The following is a 19,416-nucleotide window of genomic DNA, read 5'->3' on the forward strand; positions in this document are numbered from 1 at the left end:
GCGCAGCCGTCCGAGGTCGCGCCGATCGGCCTGGCAGGCCACCTCAGCGGGTTGCGCCTACTCTGGAATCGGGGGAACGACAGCCGGAGGTCGCCATGATCATTCTCGGGGTCATCCTGCTTGTCATCGGATTCGTGGCAGGCATTTCCATCCTGTGGACGATCGGGATCGTCCTGGTCGTGATCGGGGCCGTCCTGTGGATCCTCGGGGCGACCGGTCGCGAGGTCGGCGGACGCCGCCATTACTGGTAGGCGGGTCGGACTTCCGGCTGCACGGTCGGCCTCTTCTACGAACGTCGCTCCCACGTGGTGCGGGTGAGTTCGTACTCGACTTCGCCGTGTTCGGAGCCTTCGATCGGCTCCGGCCAGTCCCCTGTGAAGGTGCGGAGGAACGACAGGCCCGACTTCTCCATCACACGACGGGATCCCGTGTTGACCGTCATGGTGTTCGCGGTCACTCGCTCCACGCCGAGATCCGTGAACCCATGTGGATCAGGGCCCGGGATCCCTCGGTCGCGTAACCGCTGCCCCAGGCGGCCTTGTTCAGCCGGTAGCCGAGTTCCACCACGGCGGGACTGTGCTCGGCCGGCGGGCGGAACTCGAACCAGCCCAGGAACGCTCCGGTGTCCTTCTCCTGCGCGGCCCAGTAGCCGCGGGTCCCGAAGCACGGGTGCGCTGTTCACGGGGTCCGGCACAGGGAGGTGCCCGAGATGGAGCGCAGGCAGGACGGTCCGGCTCGGCCCAAGTCACAGGGGCGGCGTGTGGCCGACAGCCGTGCGGTGGAGGTCGCGTCCAGGGTCGGGCTCTGTGCCCGCGGTGTGATCTACGTGCTGGTGGGGATTCTGGCCGTGCGGATCGGCCTCGGCAGCGACAGCGGCAAGGAGGCCGACCGGTCCGGCGCCGTGGGGACCCTCGCCGAGCAGCCGTTCGGCCGGGCTCTGCTGTGGGCGCTGGTGGTGGGGCTGGCGGCGATGGCGCTGTGGCGGCTGGCCGAGGCGGCGTTCGGACAGACGGTGGAGGGCGGCGACAAGTGGAGCCGGCGCCTGGGCTCGCTGGGCATGGCGGTGTTCTACGCGGTGATCTGCGTCGGCGTGGTGCAGACGGCGCTGGTCGGCGGTTCCTCCGGGGGCCGCCCCAGTGACGAGACGTCGAAGGAGTACACCGCCCGGGTGCTGGACTGGCCGGGCGGCCGGGTGATCGTCGGCGTGTTCGGTGCCGTGCTGATCGCCGTGGGCGTGGTGATCCTGGTGCGCAGCCTGATGCGGAAGTTCGAGAAGGATCTCCGCACGGACGAGATGCGCCCGGCGACGCGGCGGGTCGTCGCGTTCCTGGGCGTCGTCGGCGGTGCGTCGTGCGGAGTGGTCGCGGCCGGGGCCGGCCTGTCCATCCTGCTGACAGCGGTGCGGTACGACCCCAGCCAGGCCAAGGGTCTGGACGAGACGTTGCGTTCGTTCGCCGCGACCCCCGCGGGGCCCGCCCTGCTGATCGCCGCCGCCGTGGGCCTCCTGCTGTTCGGCCTGTACTCGTTCTGCGAAGCCCGCTGGCGCAAGGCCGCCGAGCACAGGTCTCCGGAGGAACAGCCCGCCGGGGCCACGGGCCCGGGGACGCGGCCCGGTGCGCCCTGACAAGGGGGACTCGCCCCGGTGCGCCCCGACAAGGGGACTCGTCCCACGGCGCCGGCGCTCGGACGGGCGCCCGGAGGCGGATCTCCCAGGTCGGGTGATCCGGGGGTGGTGTCGTCGGCCCCCGTCAGGGCGTGACGATCGGGAAGGCCGTGTCGGGTTCGGTGACGTACGAAAAGAGGCGGGTGAGGAGGTCCGGGTCGCCGTCGACGACGACGCCGTCGAGGCCCTGGCCCGCGAGGACGCCGAGGAGTCGGGGCCTGGTCAGGGTCAGGGTGAGGCCCGGCCGTGTCCTCGGCTGTTCGGCGGCCGGGGTGGAGCGGTGGGTGAGGGCGCCGTTGTGGAGGGTGAGGCGGTGGCGGCGCTCCTCGTCGGTGAGGACGAGGTCGACGGTCAGGTCGTCGTCCCACGCGCGGGGACCGTCGATGCGGATGGCGACGGTGTCCAGGAGCATCTCGGTGGTCAGGGCCGCCGCCATCTCGGGGTTGGTGCTGTCGAGGACGATCTTTAGGGGGCCCTGGCGCAGTTCCATGGCGGAGGTCAGGAAGAAGTTGCGCCAGGGGCCGTTCTCGGCTCCGTGGCCGAGCCGGTCGTAGACACCGGCGAGGGTCTGCCGGGCGGTGGTGTCGTCGGGGTCGGCGAAGACGAGGTGGTTGAGGAGGGTCGCGGCGAAGCGCAGGTCTCCGTCCTCGGCGTAGGCGCGTGCCTTCGCCAGGGTCTGTTCCGGGCCGCCCATGGAGTCGACGTACCGCTGGGCGAGTGCGACGGGCGGGTGCTCCCACAGGTGGGCCGCGTTGCCGTCGAACCAGCCGAGGTAGCGCTGGTAGACCGCCTTGACGTTGTGGGAGAGCGAGCCGTAGTAGCCGCGGGCGTGCCAGGACCTCTCCAGGGCGGGCGGGAGCTGGATCTCCTCGGCGATCTCCGGGCCGGTCAGGCCGGAGTTCAGCATGCGCAGCGTCTGGTCGTGCAGGTAGGCGTAGAGGTCGCGCTGGGCGGTGAGGAAGGCGACGACGTTCTCGCGGCCCCAGGTGGGCCAGTGGTGGGAGGCGAAGGCCACGTCGTAGCGGTCGCCGAAGTACTCGACGGCCTCGTCGAGGTAGCGGGCCCAGACGCGGGCGTCGCGGACGACCGCGCCGCGCAGGGTCAGGATGTTGTGCATGTTGTGCGTGGCGTTCTCGGCCAGGCACAGGGCGCGGTGGTCGGGGAGGAGGAAGTTCATCTCGGCCGGGGCCTCGGTGCCGGGCGTCAGCTGGAAGACGATCCGCACGCCGTCGACGGTCTCCTCCTGGCCGGTCCGGGTGATGTCGACGGTCGGCGGGACAAGGGTGATGGTGCCGTTGGAGGTCGTCATGCCCAGGCCGGCGCTGATCTGGCCCTCGGGGGACTTCGGCAGGCGGTCGCCGTACATGAAGATGGCGCGGCGGGTCATGGCGTTTCCCGCGTACACGTTCTCGCTGACGGCGTGCTCCAGGAAGCCGGCCGGGGCGAGGATCGGCACCCCCGTCCCGGTGCCATGGGGCAGGACGCCTCGGGAGCCGCCGAAGTGGTCGCCGTGCGAGTGGGTGTAGATCATGCCGGTGACCGGGCGGTCGCCACGGTGCTCGCGGTAGAGGGCGAGGCCGGCGGCGGCGGTCTCCGCGCTCAGCAGGGGGTCGATGACGACCACGCCGCGTCCGCCCTCGACGAGCGTCATGTTCGACAGGTCGAGGCCGCGGATCTGGTAGATGCCCTCGGTCACCTCGTACAGGCCCTGGCGGGAGCAGAGCTGGGCCTGGCGCCACAGGCTCGGGTGCGCCGTGGCGGGGCAGTCCGCCTTCAGGAACGCGTAGGCGTCGTTGTCGTAGACGAGGCTGCCGTCCGCGCCGGTGACGACGGCCGGGGAGAGGGCGGCGACGAAGCCCCGGTCGGCGTTCTCGAAGTCCGTGGTGTCCTCGAAGGGGAGGGCGGTCATCTCTCGCTCCGATCTGCGGGGTGCGACGCCCGCGGCCGCCGGTGTCCGGCACCGGCCGGGCCTCGGGCATGGCCCCATCTCAACATCCCACCCACCTGGGTGCATTTCGGAATGAAGTGGGCCATCCGCCGCGCCTCCGGCGGGTGACGCGACGGGCCCGCGATCCGCGCCGGGCGATCCACGCGACCGCGGCCTTTCGGCCAGCCGGAACCCGGGGGGCGAGGCCCCATAGGGGACATACCGTGAAACTCTCCTCGACGACCGATTCATTTCAGGCCGAATTCCCTCTCGGAATGAACCATTTCCCTGCGGATGATCTTGTGTCGTGGATCACTTTCGAGGTCTCCGAATTCTTGTTGCGTGAGCCACGGACCGTGGTTAGCTTCGTTACATCCCAGCAAACGTGCTGGTTTACAGAAGGGGATTCGCGATGAAGCTCGTCAAGGCTGCTCCGAAGGCCAAGAAGGTCGTCTTCTCCGTCATGTACAACAGCGCCACCTGATCCACTCAGGGCGCCAGTTGATTCCTGCGGGGGCGCTTCTGCGCCCCCGCAGGCGTAATGATCGAAGCGTGCGGGGGAGAGATCGATGCGGAAATTCGTGACAGCGGCTGATCGGCACACCGTCGGTTTCGGCCCCGTCAAAGCCCTAATCGGCCGGGTCGACAAGAGTGCGTGGCCGCGTGAAGCACTCATCGGATTGAAGCTCATCGCCCCGGATTCCCCCGAGTGCGCGTCCGTGCAGAGCGAGAGCAGCCTCACCGACGCCGCGCAGGGGCACGACCGCATCCGCTTCTTCCTCAAGGAACGCCTTCTCCGCAACTTCCGCGACGTGGCCCAGGCCTTCCTGGCCGAGACCGGCCCGTGCGTCGTCGACGTGACCTCGGCGGAGGACCTCGACGAGGGAAGCCGCGCCTTCTTCGAGGCTCTCGCGGGCGTCCCCCAGGGCGACGTCATGGTACGGATGACCATGGGGCCGGCCGACGGGGAGGCGCTGTCGCACGCGCCCTCCGCGACCGAGATGCGGATCGACGATGTCCTCCGACAGGTCGCCCCGTCCGGCGACGACCTGGACTTCCTGTACGAAGAGGCCATCCGCTACCTCAGCATCGGCGACAGCTGGACCGCCACCCGCGTCCTCACCGCGCTCCTCCCCCACCGCGGCACGCCCGCCGTCTGGGGGCGCCTCGGGCTGGGCTACGCCATGCTCGGCCGCACCTTCGAGGCAGAGTTCTGCTACCTGCGCTGGCGCGAGGACAGCGATCCGGTGAGCTCCGCCGGAGCGAGCTACGCGCTCTCCATGCTGTACGCCCGGCACCACCCCAGGCACCTGCGCTCGCTCGACCGGACGGCGCAGTTCCTGGAGGAAGGCCACGCCGTCCTGGAGAAGGCGGACGACAGCACCGAGGACCTCGAATTCCACAAGGTGTTCAACCGGAACGGATACGCCCTGGTCGAGTTCCGGCGCGGCCGCGTGGACGCGGCGGTGGCCCACCTCACCGACGGCATAGGCAAGCTGCGCAACGGTTCGGCGAAGAACCACATGCACCAGACGGTACTCATCTACAACCTGGCGCAGTGCTACCGGCAGACCGGCGAGAACGAGAAGGCGATAGCGACGTACGAACAGCTGCTCGACGTCGACGGAAAGATGCCCGAATACCATATGGAACTCGCGCATTGCCATATGGACGCCGGCAGCATCGACAAGGCCCTGCACTGCCTCCTCGCGGCCCGGGAACTGGGCCCGTCCATCCCAGAAGTGCATTCGCTACTGGGATACGCGTATTTGCAGAAGGACGACAAGCGGAATGCGGAAATCTCGTATCGCACGGCCTATGAATGCGACGAGCGCGATTTCGACGCCGTCTACGACTACGCCTACATCCTCGCCGAGACGGGCCGCGCGCAAGAAGCCCTGACCGTGGTCCTCGACCGCGGACTCGCGGATCTCGACGAGGAGCAGCAGGCCCGCCTGCTCACGCTCGCCGCCGAACAGCACGCCGGGCTCGGCGACCTCCCGGCCGCCCGCGACGCGCTGGAGCGGGTACTGCTCCTCACGCCGGACGACCCGGACGCCCGCGCCAACCTCGACCACGTCCTGGAGGCGTGCCGGTGACCGCTGCCGTGCCCGCCGCCGGCACTCCCGCCCGGGTCCCCGGCACCCGCCGCGTCGCCGGGTTCACCCTGCTGTTCTTCATCGGCATGTGGCTGTCGAAGACCGTCCACCCGCTGTACTTCGAACGCCACGGCCACCTCGTGGCGTTCGGGCTCTCCTACACCGCGATGGCGCTCGCCGGCACCCTCTCGGTCTTCGTGGGCCGCCTCGCCGACCGCTGGGGCCCACGACCGGTGATGGCCCTCGGCTCGGTCCTGTACGCGGCCGGCATGGCACTGCGCGTCTTCCACGACAGTCCGGTGCTCGCCGTCGTCTCCGGCGTGGTCGGGGGCATCGGCGCGTCGTCGGTCTTCATCGCCCTGCGCACCTGGACCCTCCACAACGCCGACGAGAGCCAGCGCCCCGGCGTCATCTCCCGCCGGGAGTTCATGAACCAGGCCGGCATGGCCGTCGGCACCGGAGCCGCAGGCGCCCTCGTCGCGGTGATCGGCTCCGGAGACCGCGGCTACGTCGGGGTGCTGCTGCTCGCGGCGGCCTTCGTCCTGGCGACGGTGGCGTTCATCCCGCCCAGCAAGCCGCACGTGCGGCCGGACGCGGGGAAGGATCCGGCGGACCGGCCCCGGCTGCGCGACGTCGTCACCCAGCACCGGGGCCTGGCCCTCGGCGTCGTCGGACTCGGCCTCCTCATGGGCTTCTACGTCAGCCTGCTCAGCCCCTACCTGCCGCTGCTCCTGGCGGACCGGGGCGTACCCCTGGCCTGGGTCGGCGTCGTCCTCGCCGTCGCGAGCGTCGTGCGCCTCACGGCGGCGGCCGTCGCGGGCCGGTATCTGCGCGCGCGCTCGCCCCTGGCCGTGTTCCTGCTCTCGGAGGCCTGCTGCGCGGCGACCACCCTGGTCCTGGCCGTGTCCGTCGGCCCGTGGATCGCCGCGGCGGCCCTGGCGCTGCGGGGTGCGTTCCTCCTCGGTGCGACGGTCTCCCAGGAGCTGCTCCAGCTGAACGCCTTCCCCGCCGCGCTCGCCGGTGTCTTCTTCGGTCTGACGCAGAGCGCGTTCCTGGCCGGCGACTCTCTCGGCGGCGCGCTGGGCGGCCTGCTCTACCACCAGCTCGGCAGCGCGACCACGGTGCTGATCGCGACCGGCCTCACCGCCGCCAACGCCGTCCTCGTCCCCCTCTTCTACCGGAGGCTCCGCGCGGCCTCGACTCCCGCGCCCCAGAAGGAGGTCGAGCGTGTCGCTTCCTGAACTGTTCTTCACGGAACGTCAGAAGCACCTTCTGAGCTGGGCGGAGGGGGGTCCCGTCCTCGCGCACATGGAGGACGCCGAGACGCTGCGGATCACCTCCCCGGCCCCACACGGCGAACCTCGCACGCCGCACGACATCGCGGTGACCGGCGATGCCCTGCTCTACGCGCAGGCGTCCGAGTCCTTCGTCTCCTTCGCCCTCGACGGCGACCGCCTCGACGTGACCCACCACGCGCTCGACGGCACGCGCCACGGCTGGAGTACGGCTCTGCCGACCGCGCCCCGCGGCCGGTGGGCGCTCCAGGACGTCATCGAGACCCGGTCCGCCACGGGCGGCACCGGCTTCGCGCTGACGGTCGTGGACGAGGACGAGGAGGAAGGCGAGGCGGAGGGGGACACCCTCCTCCTGGTCGCCGAAGGGGCCGGTACGGTCAGCCACCGGCCGCGCGCCATCGGGACCCTGGTCCACTGGGACGAGGGCGCCGCCGTCGTCGTCCTGCGGGAGGACCGCGGCCCGTTCCAGCCGCAGCTGCACGCGGAGCCGCTGGACGACCCGGCTCGGCCGGTGGTCACCACGGAGGGGCGCTGGCTCGACGGCCGGGACGGTGAGGCCCTGGTCCTCACCGACGCCCCGGGCGCCCCCCGGCTCGCCCTCTGGAACCTGCGCGACGGCAGCCTCAGGCACCCTGACGCCGAAGCCGGACCCGAGGCCGGACCCGGACCCGAGGCCGTCTCGGGACCCGACGGCAGCTCGGGACCCGGCGTCGGGCCCGGCTCCGGAGCCGCCTCCGGACCCGTCGACGACGCTCGTTTCATCGGTGCCGGTACGTCCTCCGCGCTGGTCGTCCGCACGTACGAGGGCACGGACCGGGCGTGGCTTCTCGACCTCGCCTCCGGTGCGGCGGAACCTCTGGACACGCCCGGCGCCGGACGGCTCCTCCTCAGGGTGGCGACGCCCCGGGGCGCGGGCCTCTACGGCCTCTCCACCACCGAGGGCACCTCGTACCGGTGGATCGGTCCCGACGGTGCCGTCGAGTGCGCGCCCGGCGCGGTGCCGCCCGACCCCGCGCTGACCCCGCCCGCGCACACGTACCTCGGCTCGACCCCCGCCCTGGTCTACGAGCCGCCGGGCGAGACCACCGCGGCGGTGATCGCCCTGCACGGAGGCCCCGAGTCCCAGGAGCGCGACGAACTGCGCTGGGACGGCCTCTACCGGGAGCTGCTCCACCGCGGCGTCCTCGTCGTCGGCCTCGACTACACCGGATCCAGCGGCTACGGCGACGCGTTCCTCCGCCGCCCGTGGAAGGACTGGGAGACCGCGTTCCGCCGCGACCTCGACGCGTGCCTCACCGCGCTGCGCGACCGGGGCGTCACCGCCGACCGCACGGCCCTCCTCGGCGGAAGCTTCGGCGGTTCCCTCGCGCTGCTCGGATGCGTGCTCGCCGAGGACCTCGCGGGGGCCGTCGCCGCCGCGCCGCTCACCGACATCCGCCGGCAGGCGGCCCGCGCCGCCGCCGACGACGCGCGGTACACCGCGTGGTTCTCCGAGCGGTACGACCTCGCGTCACCGCTGGCCCGGCAGCGCACCTTCGACCCCGAGCACCTCACCACGGCCGGCCCGAAGCAGCGCGTCGTGATCGTCCACGGGGAGAACGACCGGGTGACGAGCTTCGAGGACAGCTCCACCCTCGTGGCGCGGGCCCGGGAGCTCGGCCTGCCCTGGTCGCTGACGGCGGACGCGTCCGGGCACGTCCCCGACGACGCGGACGAGGCCCGCTTCCGCCACGACCAGGTGCGGGACGCGCTCGCCGCCGTCCTGGACCTGCCCTGATCACGGGCCCCAGACCTCAGGGGCCGCGACCGTCATCCGGAACGCCGCGGCCCGTGCGGGGCATCGCCGTGTCCCCCTGCGGGGCACGGGTCAGAGCCCGCCCGTCCGGAGGAGGGTCATCAGGGCGCGGGCGGCCGGGCTGGTGGTCTCCGGAGGCGGGAGCAGGGCCACCGTCTCGTAGACCGCCGCGCCCGTGTCCTTCAGCGGGATGGCGGTCAGCGGCTGGCGCTTGTGGCGGAAGTGGTGGGGGACGGCGGCCACGCCGAGGTTCTCGTCGACCAGGTCCAGGAGGCTGTGCACGTCGTTCACCTCCAGGGCGACCGTGCGGCGCACCCCCGCCGCGGCGAACGCCGCGTCCGTGGCCTGACGCGGCCCCCAGTCGGGGTGGAAGTCGACGAAGACCTCCCCGGCGACGTCCTCCGGCGAGAGGGCGGGGCCGGCCGTGGCGAGCGGGTGCTCGGGGTGGCACAGCAGGGTCATCGGCTCGGCGGCCAGCGACACCGAACGCAGCTGGTCGGTGTCCGCGCGCGTGCGGTACGCGAACGCCAGGTCGAGGCGCCCGGCCGCGACCTCCTCGGCCAGGTCGGGCGAACCCGACTGCCGCAGCCGGATCTCCACGTCCGGGTGCCGCCGCCGGAACGCGGCGAGCAGTCCCGGCGTACGCACCCCCGCGATGCACTGCTCGGTCCCGAGCGCCAGCGTGCCCCGCAGCACGCCCTGTACGGCGGCGACCGCCTCGTGCGCCGCCCTGACCTGCGCCAGGATCCGCTCCGCCTCGACCAGCAGCGCGCGCCCGGCCTCCGTCAGCGTCACCCGGCGGGTGGTCCGTACGAACAGCGGCGCCCGCAGCTCCCGCTCCAGGGCCCGGATCGACGCCGACAGGCCGGACTGGGACACCATGAGCCGCTCGGCGGCCCGGGTGAAGTGCCGGTCCTCGGCGACGGCGACGAAGTGCTGGAGATGTCGGAGTTCCACGATTCAGAAGCGTAGACGCTGAATTCCATCGGATTCTCCTGTTGGACCCATGGCCAGGGGTCGGGCGAGATTGGAGACACCTCCCCCTCGTCCCTGGAGTCGCGTTGTACACCGCACACCCCGACCGCTACACCGCCATGCCCTACCGGCGCACCGGGCGCAGCGGCCTGAAGCTCCCCGCCCTGTCGCTCGGTCTGTGGCACAACTTCGGCCCGGACCGCCCCGCCGAGACCCAGCGCGCGATCCTGCGCCGCGCCTTCGACCTCGGCATCACCCACTTCGACCTGGCCAACAACTACGGGCCGCCGCCCGGAGCCGCCGAGTCCGCCCTCGGTGACGCCCTGCGCGCGGACCTGGCGCCCTACCGCGACGAGCTGATCATCTCCACCAAGGCCGGCTACCTGATGTGGCCCGGCCCGTACGGCGAATGGGGCTCGCGCAAGTACCTCCTGGCCTCGCTCGACCAGAGCCTGACCCGGCTCGGGCTCGACCACGTCGACGTCTTCTACTCGCACCGCTTCGACCCGGAGACTCCGCTGGAGGAGACGATGGGCGCCCTGCACTCGGCCGTCCAGCAGGGCAAGGCCCTGTACGTCGGCGTCTCCAACTACTCCGCCGAGCAGACCCGCGAGGCCGCCCGCATCCTCGGCGAGCTCGGCACCCCGCTCCTGATCCACCAGCCCCGCTACTCGATGCTCGACCGGCGCCCCGAGGACGAGGGCCTGCTCGACGCCCTCGACGAGCTCCAGGTCGGCTCCATCGCCTACTCGCCGCTGGAGCAGGGCCTGCTCACCGGCCGCTACCTGGACGGCATCCCCGAGGACTCGCGGGCCGCGAGCGACAGCCCCTTCCTGAACCGGGACGCCGTCACCGAGGACCTGGTGGCCCGGCTGCGCACCCTCAACGACATCGCCGCCTCCCGCGGCCAGTCCCTGGCCCAGCTGGCCCTCGCCTGGGTGCTGCGCGGCGGCCGGGTCACCTCCGCCCTCGTCGGCGCGAGCAGCACCCGCCAGCTGGAGGACAGCGTGGCCGCGATCGGCAACCTCGACTTCGACGAGGAGGAGCTGAACCGCATCGACGCGGCGGTACGCCCCTGACGCGGGTGCCGTACGGCTGACTGGCGGGGCCGCCGGACGGCGGGCCCGTCAGCCCGTGCGCCCGCGCCCGTACCCCCGACGTCCGTACCCCCGTACCCCCGTACCCCCGTGGGAAAATGCCCCATGATCTACCACGTCGTACCCTCCGCCGAGTGGGACGCCCGGCCCGAGGCCCCGTACGCGCCCGCGTCCCTCGCGGAGGAGGGGTTCGTCCACTGCTCCCCCGACGTGGCGACGACCCTCGCCGTCGTGAACGCCTTCTACCGGAGCGCGCCGAGGCCGCTCCTCGCGCTGGTGCTCGCCGAGGACCGGCTCACCGCGAGGGTGGAGTTCGAGGCGGCGACTCCCACGCCGCCGCCCGGGGTCGGCGCGGACGTCCTGTTCCCCCACGTCTTCGGGCCGGTCGACCGCGACGCCGTCGCCCGGGTCCTGGAGGTCCGGTGGGACGAGGAGGGGCGCGCCACCGGCCTCGACGAACGCCGCTGAGCCGCTGCTGACCCGCCGCCGACCTCAGGGCGCGGGCGGCACGTCCCCCTCGCCCCGGTGGCCGCCGCCGTACGCGGGGGGCTCCTCCACCGGGCGTCTGACCGCGATGCACTCGACGTCGATCTGGTCGGCCAGGTCGCTCAGCTGCCGCGCAAGGGTCAGCGCGGTCGTGGGATCGAGGTCCGTGCCGCCCGCCTGGGTCGACCTCAGCCAGCCGGCGGCGACCCGCCGCAGGAGGCCGGTCACCTTCATGGCGGGGATCAGCAGCTCGCCGCGCGAGGCGTAGACCAGGGGAATCGACGCGTTCGACGGGTTCGACGCGTTCATGGTGTCCGACCTCCGCCGCGGAAAGGACATGGGTGCCGTGGTCCGGCCCTCGGGGGGCGGCTGCCCGGCTCCGGCGGCGCTACACACGGACCTGCGCGTCCGTCAGGAATCGAGAAGCGCACGGGGACGAGCGCCGTTAGCTTGTGGCCATGGACCTCACCATTCACACCACCGTCCTGCCGCACGACGACCCGGACGCCTCCGTCGCCTTCTACCGCGACGCCCTCGGCTTCGAGGTGCGCAGCGACGTCGGCCAGGGCAGGACCCGCTGGATCACCGTCGGACCCGTCGGCCAGCCCGGTACGTCGATCCTGCTCGCGCCGCCCGGTGCCGACCCGGGGATCACCGAGGCCGAGCGGCGCACCATCGCCGAGATGATGGCCAAGGGCACGTACGGCTGGATCCTGCTCGCCACCCACGACCTCGACGGCACCTTCGAGAAGATCCAGGCGACGGACGCCGAGGTCGTCCAGGAGCCGACCGAGCAGCCGTACGGCGTCCGCGACTGCGCCTTCCGCGACCCCGCGGGCAACCTCGTCCGCGTCCAGGAGCTCCGCTGAAAGGATTCTCCCCATGTGTCATCCTGCGTGGATGAGCGCACTGAACGAGGCGCACCGCCTGAGTGATCTCGCGCGGTTACGCCGCGTCCGCGACCGGATGGACCGGGAGTACGCGCAGCCGCTGGACGTCGAGGCGCTCGCGCGCGGCGTGAACATGTCGGCGGGGCACCTCAGCCGGCAGTTCCGGCAGGCCTACGGCGAGTCGCCGTACTCCTACCTCATGACGCGACGCATCGAGCGCGCCATGGCCCTACTGCACCGTGACGACCTCAGCGTCACCGACGTCTGCTTCGCGGTCGGCTGCTCCTCCCTCGGCACGTTCAGCACCCGGTTCACCGAGCTCGTCGGCGTGCCGCCCAGCGTCTACCGGCGCCAGGTCGCGGACGCCGAAGCCGGGCTGCCGTCGTGCGTCGCGAAGCAGGTCACGCGACCCGTCAGGAATCGAGAAGCACCGGCGGGCACCCCCCGCCTAGCGTGAATCCCATGAACGCCATCGCATCCGTCACCCTCGAGGTGGCCGACCTCCAGGCCGCCGACCGCTTCTACACCACCTCCGGTCTGGGCACCCACGTGCGCCTGCGGGCCTCGGACACGCCGACCACCGGCTTCCGTGGCTTCACGCTCTCGCTCACGGTGTCCCAGCCGGGCGACGTCCGGCTCCTCTTCGACGCCGCCCTCGACGCCGGGGCCACCGCCCTCAAGCCCGTCTCGAAGTCCTTCTGGGGCTTCGGCGGCGTCTTCCAGGCCCCGGACGGGACCATCTGGAAGATCGCCACCTCGGCGAAGAAGGACACCGCCCCGGCCACCGGCCGCGTCGACCAGTTCGTCCTGCTCCTCGGGGCGGCGGACGTGGCCGAGAGCAAGAAGTTCTACGTCGCCCACGGCCTCACCGTCGCGAAGAGCTTCGGCAAGAAGTACGTCGAGTTCGCCGCCGCGGACGGCAGTCCCGTGAAGCTCGCCCTGTACGGGCGCCGCGCCCTCGCCAAGGACGCCGGTGTCCCGGTCGACGGCGAGGGATCGCACCGGATCGTCCTCGGCGGCGACGGCACCGGCTCCTTCACCGACCCGGACGGGTTCGCGTGGGAGGCCGCCGCCGTGAGCGCCGCGTCCTGACCGGAGCGACCGAAGCCACCGAAGCGACCGGAGCCGTCGGCGCCGTCGGCGCCGTCGGAGCCGTCGGAGCGACCGAAGCCACCGAGCCACCGAGCCACGTGAACGACCGAGCCCCACCGTCCACCCCGCTGACCGCCCAGCGGCCCGCCCAGCAGGCCATCCCGGCTGACCACCCGGCCGGCCTTCCGAGAGGAACCCGTCATGCCGAACACCAGCCAGTCGTCCAGCGCGTCGTCCACGAAGAGCAGCACCGCCGGCAAGAGCGGCGAGAAGTACGACGGTTTCACCGAGGACGAGCGCGAGGCGATGAAGGAGCGCGCCAAGGAGCTCAAGGCGTCCGCCCGTCGCGACGCGCGTTCGGCCAAGGCCAGGGCCGAGGGGGACGCCGAGGTGCGCGCGAAGATCGCCGAGATGCCCGACGCCGACCGCGTCCTCGCCGAACGGATCCACGAGATCGTCGCCGCGAGCGCGCCGGACCTGGCGCCGAAGCTCTGGTACGGGATGCCCTCCTACGCCAGGGACGGCAAGGTCGTCTGCTTCTTCCAGAGCGCGGAGAAGTTCAAGACGCGGTACGCCACGCTCGGCTTCAGCGACCTGGCGCGGCTCGACGAGGGCTCCCTGTGGGCGACCAGCTTCGCCCTGACCGAACTCGACGCCGCCGCCGAGGCCCGGATCGCCGCGCTCGTCGAGAAGGCAGTGAGCTGACGCCTCCCAGGGGCGGACGGGCCCGCGGCGCCGTCAGCCGAGGCCGGTGGGGCGCAGGCGGGCCGTGGCGGCCGACAGCCAGCACAGGCCCACGGCCGCGCCGGCCGTGAAGGCCGTGACCGTGGCCGCGGAGGCGGCGAAGCCGGCGAGGACCGCGACCGGGGCGAGGCGGGAGCCGAGGGCCCAGGCGCGGTCGCCGCGCGCGGTGAAGACGCGGGCCAGGAGCAGGAACACCGCGCACAGGGCGAGGTAGCCGATCATGCCGCCGAGCATGTGGACGGCGCCGGACGTGCTGAGCGCGGGCGTCTCGGGCGCGCCGGCGGGGAACCCGGCCCCCGCGTCGGCCGGGAACACGGCGGCGGCCGCGAAGGAGGCGCCGAACACCCCGGCCGACACCGGGACCCAGGTGCCGCCGGGCGCTCCGTACAGCGCCCGGCGCAGACCGAGCGCTCCGGCGCCCAGCAGGACGGCGGCGAGCAGGAAGTTCACCGTCTGGATCCATCCCGCGTCGCCCAGGGCGAGCTGGCTGATCGCGTTGCGGGTGAAGGAGAAGCCGTCGCGCGTGAGCCCCTGGACGAGTCCCACGACCAGGAACAGCGGCCCTCCGACGACCCCGCCGAGCAGCAGGCGCCGCGCCGCGCGATCCGGCGGCCGGACACCGAGGGGCGAGAGCGAGGCCACGGGCCCGGCGGCGGCGACGGGCGTCCTGGTCGCGGCGGTGACGGGCGTCGCGGTCGCGGCGGTGACAGGCGTCGTGGTCATGGCGGAGGCGGGTGTCGTGGTCATGGCGGAGCTCGGGCCTTCCTCGTCGGGGCGGGCGCGCGGCGGGAGGGGGGAGCAGCCGCCTGCGTTCTCGTCCTGATGACCGGTCCCGAGGGAGCCGTTCATCGACCGCCCGACGTGACCTGCGTCACCCCTGCCGCGGGCCCCGATCCTTCGCTCCGCACAGGTAAATATCTGAGTTCGCCCCGTATGAATTCGCGGCGACGCGGGGGTGGAAATTTGTCATGTAAACACACGGGATGAGGACGGTCGCAATTCTTCACCCGGCACACCCCGCGCCACCGTGCTACTGTCGATATCAGTTGCAGTTGTGGGTCCCGAACGTACGAGTGCCCCTTCCGGTTCTACCGGCGCTGGGCACCCTTTTTCATTTCCGGGCTTTTTCCGGGCGGGGCGATCATCGCGGCGACACGGAGCACACAAGGTGTGGGCTCCGAGCACTGCCCCGAAGGAGAAATTGACATGGCTACTGGCACCGTGAAGTGGTTCAACTCGGAAAAGGGCTTCGGCTTCATCGAGCAGGACGGTGGCGGCCCCGACGTCTTCGCCCACTACTCGAACATCGCCGCCCAGGGCTTCCGTGAGCTGCAGGAAGGCCAGAAGGTGAGCTTCGACATCGCGCAGGGCCAGAAGGGCCCGACCGCCGAGAACATCGTCCCCGCCTGACGCCAGGCGCTGACGCGTAGCACGAGCTGACGAGCTGAGGCCCGCACCTCTGGGGTGCGGGCCTCAGCTCTTTGCACCTCTCGCCGGGCTGCGGGAATTTCCTGCCCGGCACCTTCAGTACTCTTTCTGGACCACTTCTCCGCAGGAGTCACCATGCGCTGTGTCATCGCACGCTTCCCCTTCGAGCTGACCAAAGCCGGCGTGCTCGAATCGATGAAGGGCGTCAAGCCCGAGCCCGCCGTCGGTGACGTCGTCGTCATCGGACGCCGTCAGTTCCCCGTGAAGCAGGTCGGCGAGGTAGTGACCCGCCAGGACCGCCGCGATTTCAGCGCCGGCGAGGTCGTACGCGCGATGACCAAGCTCGGCTTCACCTGCCTCACCGTCCCCGCCGAGCAGCCCGCCGCGCCGTCGGACACCTCGGACGCCTTCTGAGACGCCTTCTGACGTCCGCCGGGGCCGGAGCGGGCGCGCCGACCGCGTGAGGACGGCTCCTCGGCCGCCGCCCGCGGTCGCGCGCGTACGGGGGATCAGTGGTCGGAGTAGCGGAAGTCGCCCACCGTCCAGGCGCTGACGTCCGAGAGGGCGACCCGGTACATCCCGCCGGTCTCCGGGATGCCCACCGTTCCCTGGAGGATGCGGGCGAGGTGGAAGTGCAGGTGGGTGGGTGGGCCGTCCTCGCGTGGGGAGGGGCTGAAGACGCCGGAGAACTCGCCCAGTCGGGCCGAGTCCGTCAGGACCTCCGACACGCGCTGTCTCCAGAGCGCTTCGGGGGCCAGCCGACCGGTGAGGACCACACCCCCCACGACCACCGTCAGGGACATCTGATTGCTCTGCCCGGACTCCACCGTGGCGGCAATGTCAACGAGCAGCTCGTCAGGCTTCGACATGAAAGCCGATTCTAGGCGCCAGCCCCGGCCTCGGGGGAACGCCCGTGCCACCCGACCCCGCTAGCGGGGTGCCGTGCCGTCCGCCGGGAACGCCGGGCCATGGCCCGGGACGATCACGTCGGCCGTGGCGAGGACGCGGAGGCGCGAGTCCTTCAGGACGGTGTGGTCCGGGGCCACCGGGTCCTCCACCGGGCCGTCGGGCCGCCACCAGAGGTCGCCCACGAACGCGACGACGCCGGCGTCGGTGCCCGCGAGGAGGGTGATGTCCTCGGGGCTGTGGCCGGGCGTACGGATCAGCCGCAGCGACGGGGCGAGCTCGTGGCCCTCGGCGTCGCGGTCGGTCCACCGGTCGTTCTCGTAGATCGCCTTGTGGTCGTGGACCCGGGCCCGGCCGAAGAGGCCGACGTTCATGGTGTTGTCGGGGTGGTGGTGGCTGAGCACCACGTCGGTGATGTCGTCGGGGCCGAGGCCGAGCGCGGCGAGCGGGCCGAGGATCCGGTCGCGGCTCGCCACCATGCCGGGATCGACGATCACGTGCCGGTCGCCGTCCCGTACGTAGGAGACGGTGGCCGCGACCCCGGGGCCGGTGGAGAGCGTGTAGCCGGTGGTCAGGACCGTGTACGTGGCGGTGCGGCCGTGCGGCGCGTCGTCGTGGTGTGTCATGCCCCCAAGTCTTCTGCGGCGCGCGCCCCTTCACGAGTGGCCGCACTGCCATCGATCGCGGGAATCGTGCCACCGCCGCGAGGCCGGCCCGTGCGTCCTCGCGGGGGCCCTCCAGCGCCGTACGCGGCCCCGTACACGCCGTCCTGCCGGGTAGCCCCCTCCAGCGCCGTACGCGTGCGCGTACGGCCCGTACGTGCGTGCCAGACTCGCCCCCATGCCGCCGCCCTTCGTGACCGTCGCCGCCTACGCCCCGCACGGTGTCGGCATGCTCGGTGCCGGCATCGTCTCCGAGGTGTTCGACGCGCGCGGCGGTGACCTGCCCCGCTTCGACTTCGCGCTCTGCACCGACCGGCCGGGGACCGTCCGCACCGACGTGGGGCTGCCGCTGGTCGTCGAGCACGGCCTGGACCGCCTGACGACGGCCGACCTGGTGATCGCCCTGCCCTGGGCGGAGTTCCGCACGCCCCCGGCCCCCGCCGTGCTCGACGCGCTGAACGCCGCGCACGCGCGCGGGGCCCTCGTCGCCGCCCACTGCGTCGGCGCCTTCGCGCTCGCCTCGGCCGGGCTGCTCGACGGGCGGCGGGCCACCACGCACTGGCGGTTCGCCGGGCTCCTCGCCGCGCGCCACCCGGACGTCACCGTCGAACCCGACGCGCTCTACGTCGACCAGGGTCCGATCGTCACGGGCGCGGGCGCCGCCGCCGGCTTCGACCTGTGCCTGCACCTGCTGCGCCGGGAGTACGGGGCCACCACCGCCAACGCCATCGCCCGGGACCTGGTGCTCCCCTCCCACCGGGACGGCGGCCAGGCCCAGTACCTGGTCACGCCCGTCCCCGAGGACAGCCGGGACGAGCGGCTCACCGACGTCCTCGCCTGGGCCCGGGAGAACCTCCACGAACCGCTGCCCGTCGCCGAGTTGGCCCGCCGGGCCCTGATGAGCCGGCGCTCCTTCGCCCGAAGGTTCGCCGCCTCGACCGGCACCACCCCGCACGCGTGGCTGCTCTCGCTGCGCCTCGGCCGCGCCGAGGAACTCCTGGAGACCACGGACCTCCCCGTCGAGGAGGTCGCCCGCGCGGTCGGCTTCGGCAGCGCGGCGGTGCTGCGCGCGCAGTTCGTACGCCGCCGGGGGGTCCCGCCCCGCTCCTACCGGCGTTCCTTCACCCGCACGCCCCCTGCCTGACCCGGGGCGCCCCCGGGGGGCTCCCCCGGCCCGTGCCGGGCGCCGGGGTCTGCGCGATCATGCCGTCATGAAGCTGCGCTGCGCCGTACTCGACGACTACCAGGGCGTCGCCCTGGCCTCCGCCGACTGGAGTCCGCTCGCCGACCGCGTCGACGTGCGCGTCCTGCGGGAGCACCTCACCGACAGGGACGCGCTCGTCGCCGCCGTCGAGGACTGCGAGATCCTCGTCGTGATGCGGGAACGGACCCCCGTCGACGCCCCGCTCCTGGCCCGGCTCCCACGGCTCCGGCTCCTGATCACCTCCGGCATGCGCAACGCCTCCGTCGACGTCGCCGCCGCACGCGCGCGCGGGATCACCGTCTGCGGCACGGCCAGCAGCTCCGAGCCGCCCACCGAACTCACCTGGGCGCTCCTCCTCGGCCTCGCCCGGCACGTCCCGGCCGAGGCGCGGGCGCTGCGGGAGGGCGGCCCCTGGCAGTCCACCGTCGGCGCCGACCTGGCAGGCCGGACCCTCGGGCTCGTCGGCCTCGGCAAGATCGGCGGCCGGGTGGCGGCGATCGGCCGCGCCTTCGGCATGGACGTGCGCGCGTGGAGCCCGAACCTGACGGAGGAGCGGGCGGCCGAGCACGGCGCGCGGCTCGCGAAGGACAAGCGGGAACTGCTCGCGGACAGCGACTTCGTGTCGCTGCACATGGTGCTCTCCGACCGTACCCGTGGCCTGATCGGGGAGCCCGAGCTACGGGCGATGCGCCCGCACGCGTACCTCGTCAACACCTCACGGGCGGGCCTCGTCGACGGCGGCGCGCTGCTGCGGGCGCTGCGCGAGGGGTGGATCGCGGGGGCGGGCCTCGACGTCTTCGAGACCGAGCCGCTGCCCCTGGACGACCCCCTGCGGTCGCTGCCCAACGTGCTCGCGCTGCCACACCTCGGCTATGTGACGGAGGGGAACTACGGGCGCTACTTCGGGCAGGCCGTCGAGGACATCGAGGCCTTCCTGAAGGGCACGCCCGTACGGGAGCTGACCTGACCGGTCCGCCTCGACGGCACGCCCGTACGGGCGCCGGCCCCGGCCCGTCCGCCTCGACGCACCTCGTACGGGAGCCGCCCCGCCCCGTCCGGCTCGACGGCACCCCCGTGCGGGACCCGCCCCGACCCGTCCGGCTCGACAGCACCCCCGTACGGGAGCCGACCCGGCCCGTCCGTGCCCCCGCGC

General features: G+C 72.5%; 21 protein-coding genes and 1 pseudogene. 15 read left to right on the plus strand and 7 right to left on the minus strand.

Annotated features, from left to right (window positions below; translation table 11 throughout):
- The first annotated feature begins 95 nt into the window (after nt 1–95).
- Entirely contained in the window at nt 96–251 is a 156-nt protein-coding gene (locus tag AMK29_RS36660) for a DUF6131 family protein (RefSeq protein WP_198942222.1), read from the plus strand.
- A gap of 35 nt (nt 252–286) precedes the next feature.
- Here AMK29_RS36660 and AMK29_RS11290 read toward each other — a convergent pair.
- Nucleotides 287–672: pseudogene (locus AMK29_RS11290) on the minus strand (GNAT family N-acetyltransferase); the annotation flags it as partial.
- A gap of 88 nt (nt 673–760) precedes the next feature.
- On the opposite strand from AMK29_RS11290, the gene AMK29_RS11295 reads away from it, so the two are divergent.
- Nucleotides 761–1,624 carry a DUF1206 domain-containing protein gene (locus tag AMK29_RS11295; protein ID WP_241845286.1) on the plus strand — a complete coding sequence of 288 codons (864 nt, stop codon included), beginning with the start codon at nt 761–763 and terminating at the stop codon, nt 1,622–1,624.
- Between the two features lie 124 nt (nt 1,625–1,748).
- Here the strand turns inward: AMK29_RS11295 and AMK29_RS11300 are convergent, their stop codons facing one another.
- Nucleotides 1,749–3,572: an alkyl/aryl-sulfatase gene (locus tag AMK29_RS11300; RefSeq protein ID WP_073811321.1), complete on the minus strand. Its 1,824-nt coding sequence runs from the start codon at nt 3,570–3,572 to the stop codon at nt 1,749–1,751.
- A 698-nt stretch (nt 3,573–4,270) separates the two neighbouring features.
- Between AMK29_RS11300 and AMK29_RS11305 the strand changes: the two genes are divergently transcribed.
- The 3 genes from AMK29_RS11305 to AMK29_RS11315 are packed head-to-tail and all read left to right on the plus strand — an operon-like array spanning nt 4,271 to nt 8,761.
- Nucleotides 4,271–5,689: a tetratricopeptide repeat protein gene (locus AMK29_RS11305; RefSeq protein WP_073811323.1), complete on the plus strand. Its 1,419-nt coding sequence runs from the start codon at nt 4,271–4,273 to the stop codon at nt 5,687–5,689.
- Nucleotides 5,686–6,930: an MFS transporter gene (locus AMK29_RS11310; RefSeq protein ID WP_158071307.1), complete on the plus strand. Its 1,245-nt coding sequence runs from the start codon at nt 5,686–5,688 to the stop codon at nt 6,928–6,930. The genes AMK29_RS11305 and AMK29_RS11310 overlap by 4 nt, the downstream gene beginning before the upstream one ends.
- Nucleotides 6,917–8,761 (plus strand): alpha/beta hydrolase family protein, encoded by a 1,845-nt coding sequence (locus AMK29_RS11315; RefSeq protein WP_073811327.1) that lies wholly within the window; start codon nt 6,917–6,919, stop codon nt 8,759–8,761. The genes AMK29_RS11310 and AMK29_RS11315 overlap by 14 nt, the downstream gene beginning before the upstream one ends.
- A 90-nt stretch (nt 8,762–8,851) precedes the next feature.
- Here the strand turns inward: AMK29_RS11315 and AMK29_RS11320 are convergent, their stop codons facing one another.
- Entirely contained in the window at nt 8,852–9,736 is an 885-nt protein-coding gene (locus AMK29_RS11320; protein ID WP_073811329.1) for a LysR family transcriptional regulator, read from the minus strand.
- A 104-nt stretch (nt 9,737–9,840) separates the two neighbouring features.
- Here AMK29_RS11320 and mgrA point away from each other — a divergent pair, with 104 nt between their 5' ends.
- Nucleotides 9,841–10,833 carry an L-glyceraldehyde 3-phosphate reductase gene (gene mgrA / locus AMK29_RS11325; RefSeq protein ID WP_073811332.1) on the plus strand — a complete coding sequence of 331 codons (993 nt, stop codon included), beginning with the start codon at nt 9,841–9,843 and terminating at the stop codon, nt 10,831–10,833.
- Between the two features lie 123 nt (nt 10,834–10,956).
- Nucleotides 10,957–11,319, plus strand: coding sequence for a DUF952 domain-containing protein (locus AMK29_RS11330; protein WP_073811334.1), 363 nt, complete (start codon nt 10,957–10,959; stop codon nt 11,317–11,319).
- A 24-nt stretch (nt 11,320–11,343) separates the two neighbouring features.
- Here AMK29_RS11330 and AMK29_RS11335 read toward each other — a convergent pair whose 3' ends face one another.
- Nucleotides 11,344–11,646 carry a DUF6213 family protein gene (locus AMK29_RS11335; protein WP_073811336.1) on the minus strand — a complete coding sequence of 101 codons (303 nt, stop codon included), beginning with the start codon at nt 11,644–11,646 and terminating at the stop codon, nt 11,344–11,346.
- Between the two features lie 149 nt (nt 11,647–11,795).
- Between AMK29_RS11335 and AMK29_RS11340 the strand changes: the two genes are divergently transcribed.
- The 4 genes from AMK29_RS11340 to AMK29_RS11355 all read left to right on the plus strand — a co-directional run bounded on the left by AMK29_RS11340 (nt 11,796) and on the right by AMK29_RS11355 (nt 14,024).
- Nucleotides 11,796–12,206, plus strand: a complete 411-nt coding sequence (locus AMK29_RS11340) for a VOC family protein (protein WP_073812147.1) — start codon at nt 11,796–11,798, stop codon at nt 12,204–12,206.
- Nucleotides 12,207–12,237: 31 nt separating this feature from the next.
- Complete coding sequence (locus AMK29_RS11345; RefSeq protein ID WP_073811338.1) at nt 12,238–12,684, plus strand: helix-turn-helix transcriptional regulator; 447 nt, start codon at nt 12,238–12,240, stop codon at nt 12,682–12,684.
- Nucleotides 12,685–12,689: 5 nt separating this feature from the next.
- The gene (locus AMK29_RS11350; RefSeq protein ID WP_073812149.1) at nt 12,690–13,319 is read left to right on the plus strand and encodes a glyoxalase; all 630 of its coding nucleotides are present in this window, start codon (nt 12,690–12,692) and stop codon (nt 13,317–13,319) included.
- 201 nt (nt 13,320–13,520) lie between these two features.
- Nucleotides 13,521–14,024 (plus strand): iron chaperone, encoded by a 504-nt coding sequence (locus AMK29_RS11355; protein WP_073811340.1) that lies wholly within the window; start codon nt 13,521–13,523, stop codon nt 14,022–14,024.
- 33 nt (nt 14,025–14,057) lie between these two features.
- Here AMK29_RS11355 and AMK29_RS11360 read toward each other — a convergent pair whose 3' ends face one another.
- Nucleotides 14,058–14,810, minus strand: a complete 753-nt coding sequence (locus AMK29_RS11360) for a DUF998 domain-containing protein (RefSeq protein ID WP_241845288.1) — start codon at nt 14,808–14,810, stop codon at nt 14,058–14,060.
- 459 nt (nt 14,811–15,269) lie between these two features.
- On the opposite strand from AMK29_RS11360, the gene AMK29_RS11365 reads away from it, so the two are divergent.
- Both AMK29_RS11365 and AMK29_RS11370 read left to right on the plus strand, forming a co-directional pair.
- Entirely contained in the window at nt 15,270–15,473 is a 204-nt protein-coding gene (locus AMK29_RS11365; RefSeq protein ID WP_030210008.1) for a cold-shock protein, read from the plus strand.
- A 153-nt stretch (nt 15,474–15,626) separates the two neighbouring features.
- Complete coding sequence (locus AMK29_RS11370; protein WP_073811342.1) at nt 15,627–15,905, plus strand: SCO5918 family protein; 279 nt, start codon at nt 15,627–15,629, stop codon at nt 15,903–15,905.
- A 95-nt stretch (nt 15,906–16,000) separates the two neighbouring features.
- Here the strand turns inward: AMK29_RS11370 and AMK29_RS11375 are convergent, their stop codons facing one another.
- Together AMK29_RS11375 and AMK29_RS11380 are read right to left on the minus strand one after the other, a co-directional pair.
- A complete protein-coding gene (locus AMK29_RS11375; protein ID WP_073811344.1) occupies nt 16,001–16,360 on the minus strand; it encodes a hypothetical protein in 360 nt (119 codons plus the stop codon).
- A 60-nt stretch (nt 16,361–16,420) separates the two neighbouring features.
- Entirely contained in the window at nt 16,421–17,023 is a 603-nt protein-coding gene (locus tag AMK29_RS11380; RefSeq protein ID WP_073811346.1) for an MBL fold metallo-hydrolase, read from the minus strand.
- A gap of 214 nt (nt 17,024–17,237) precedes the next feature.
- On the opposite strand from AMK29_RS11380, the gene AMK29_RS11385 reads away from it, so the two are divergent.
- Together AMK29_RS11385 and AMK29_RS11390 are read left to right on the plus strand one after the other, a co-directional pair.
- Nucleotides 17,238–18,203, plus strand: coding sequence for a GlxA family transcriptional regulator (locus AMK29_RS11385; RefSeq protein ID WP_073811348.1), 966 nt, complete (start codon nt 17,238–17,240; stop codon nt 18,201–18,203).
- A gap of 67 nt (nt 18,204–18,270) precedes the next feature.
- On the plus strand, nt 18,271–19,230 hold the full coding sequence (locus AMK29_RS11390; RefSeq protein WP_073811350.1) for a D-2-hydroxyacid dehydrogenase family protein: 960 nt from the start codon (nt 18,271–18,273) through the stop codon (nt 19,228–19,230).
- The last annotated feature ends 186 nt before the right edge of the window (nt 19,231–19,416 follow it).

It is taken from the genome of Streptomyces sp. CB02261 (assembly GCF_001905665.1).
Lineage (GTDB): Bacteria > Actinomycetota > Actinomycetes > Streptomycetales > Streptomycetaceae > Streptomyces.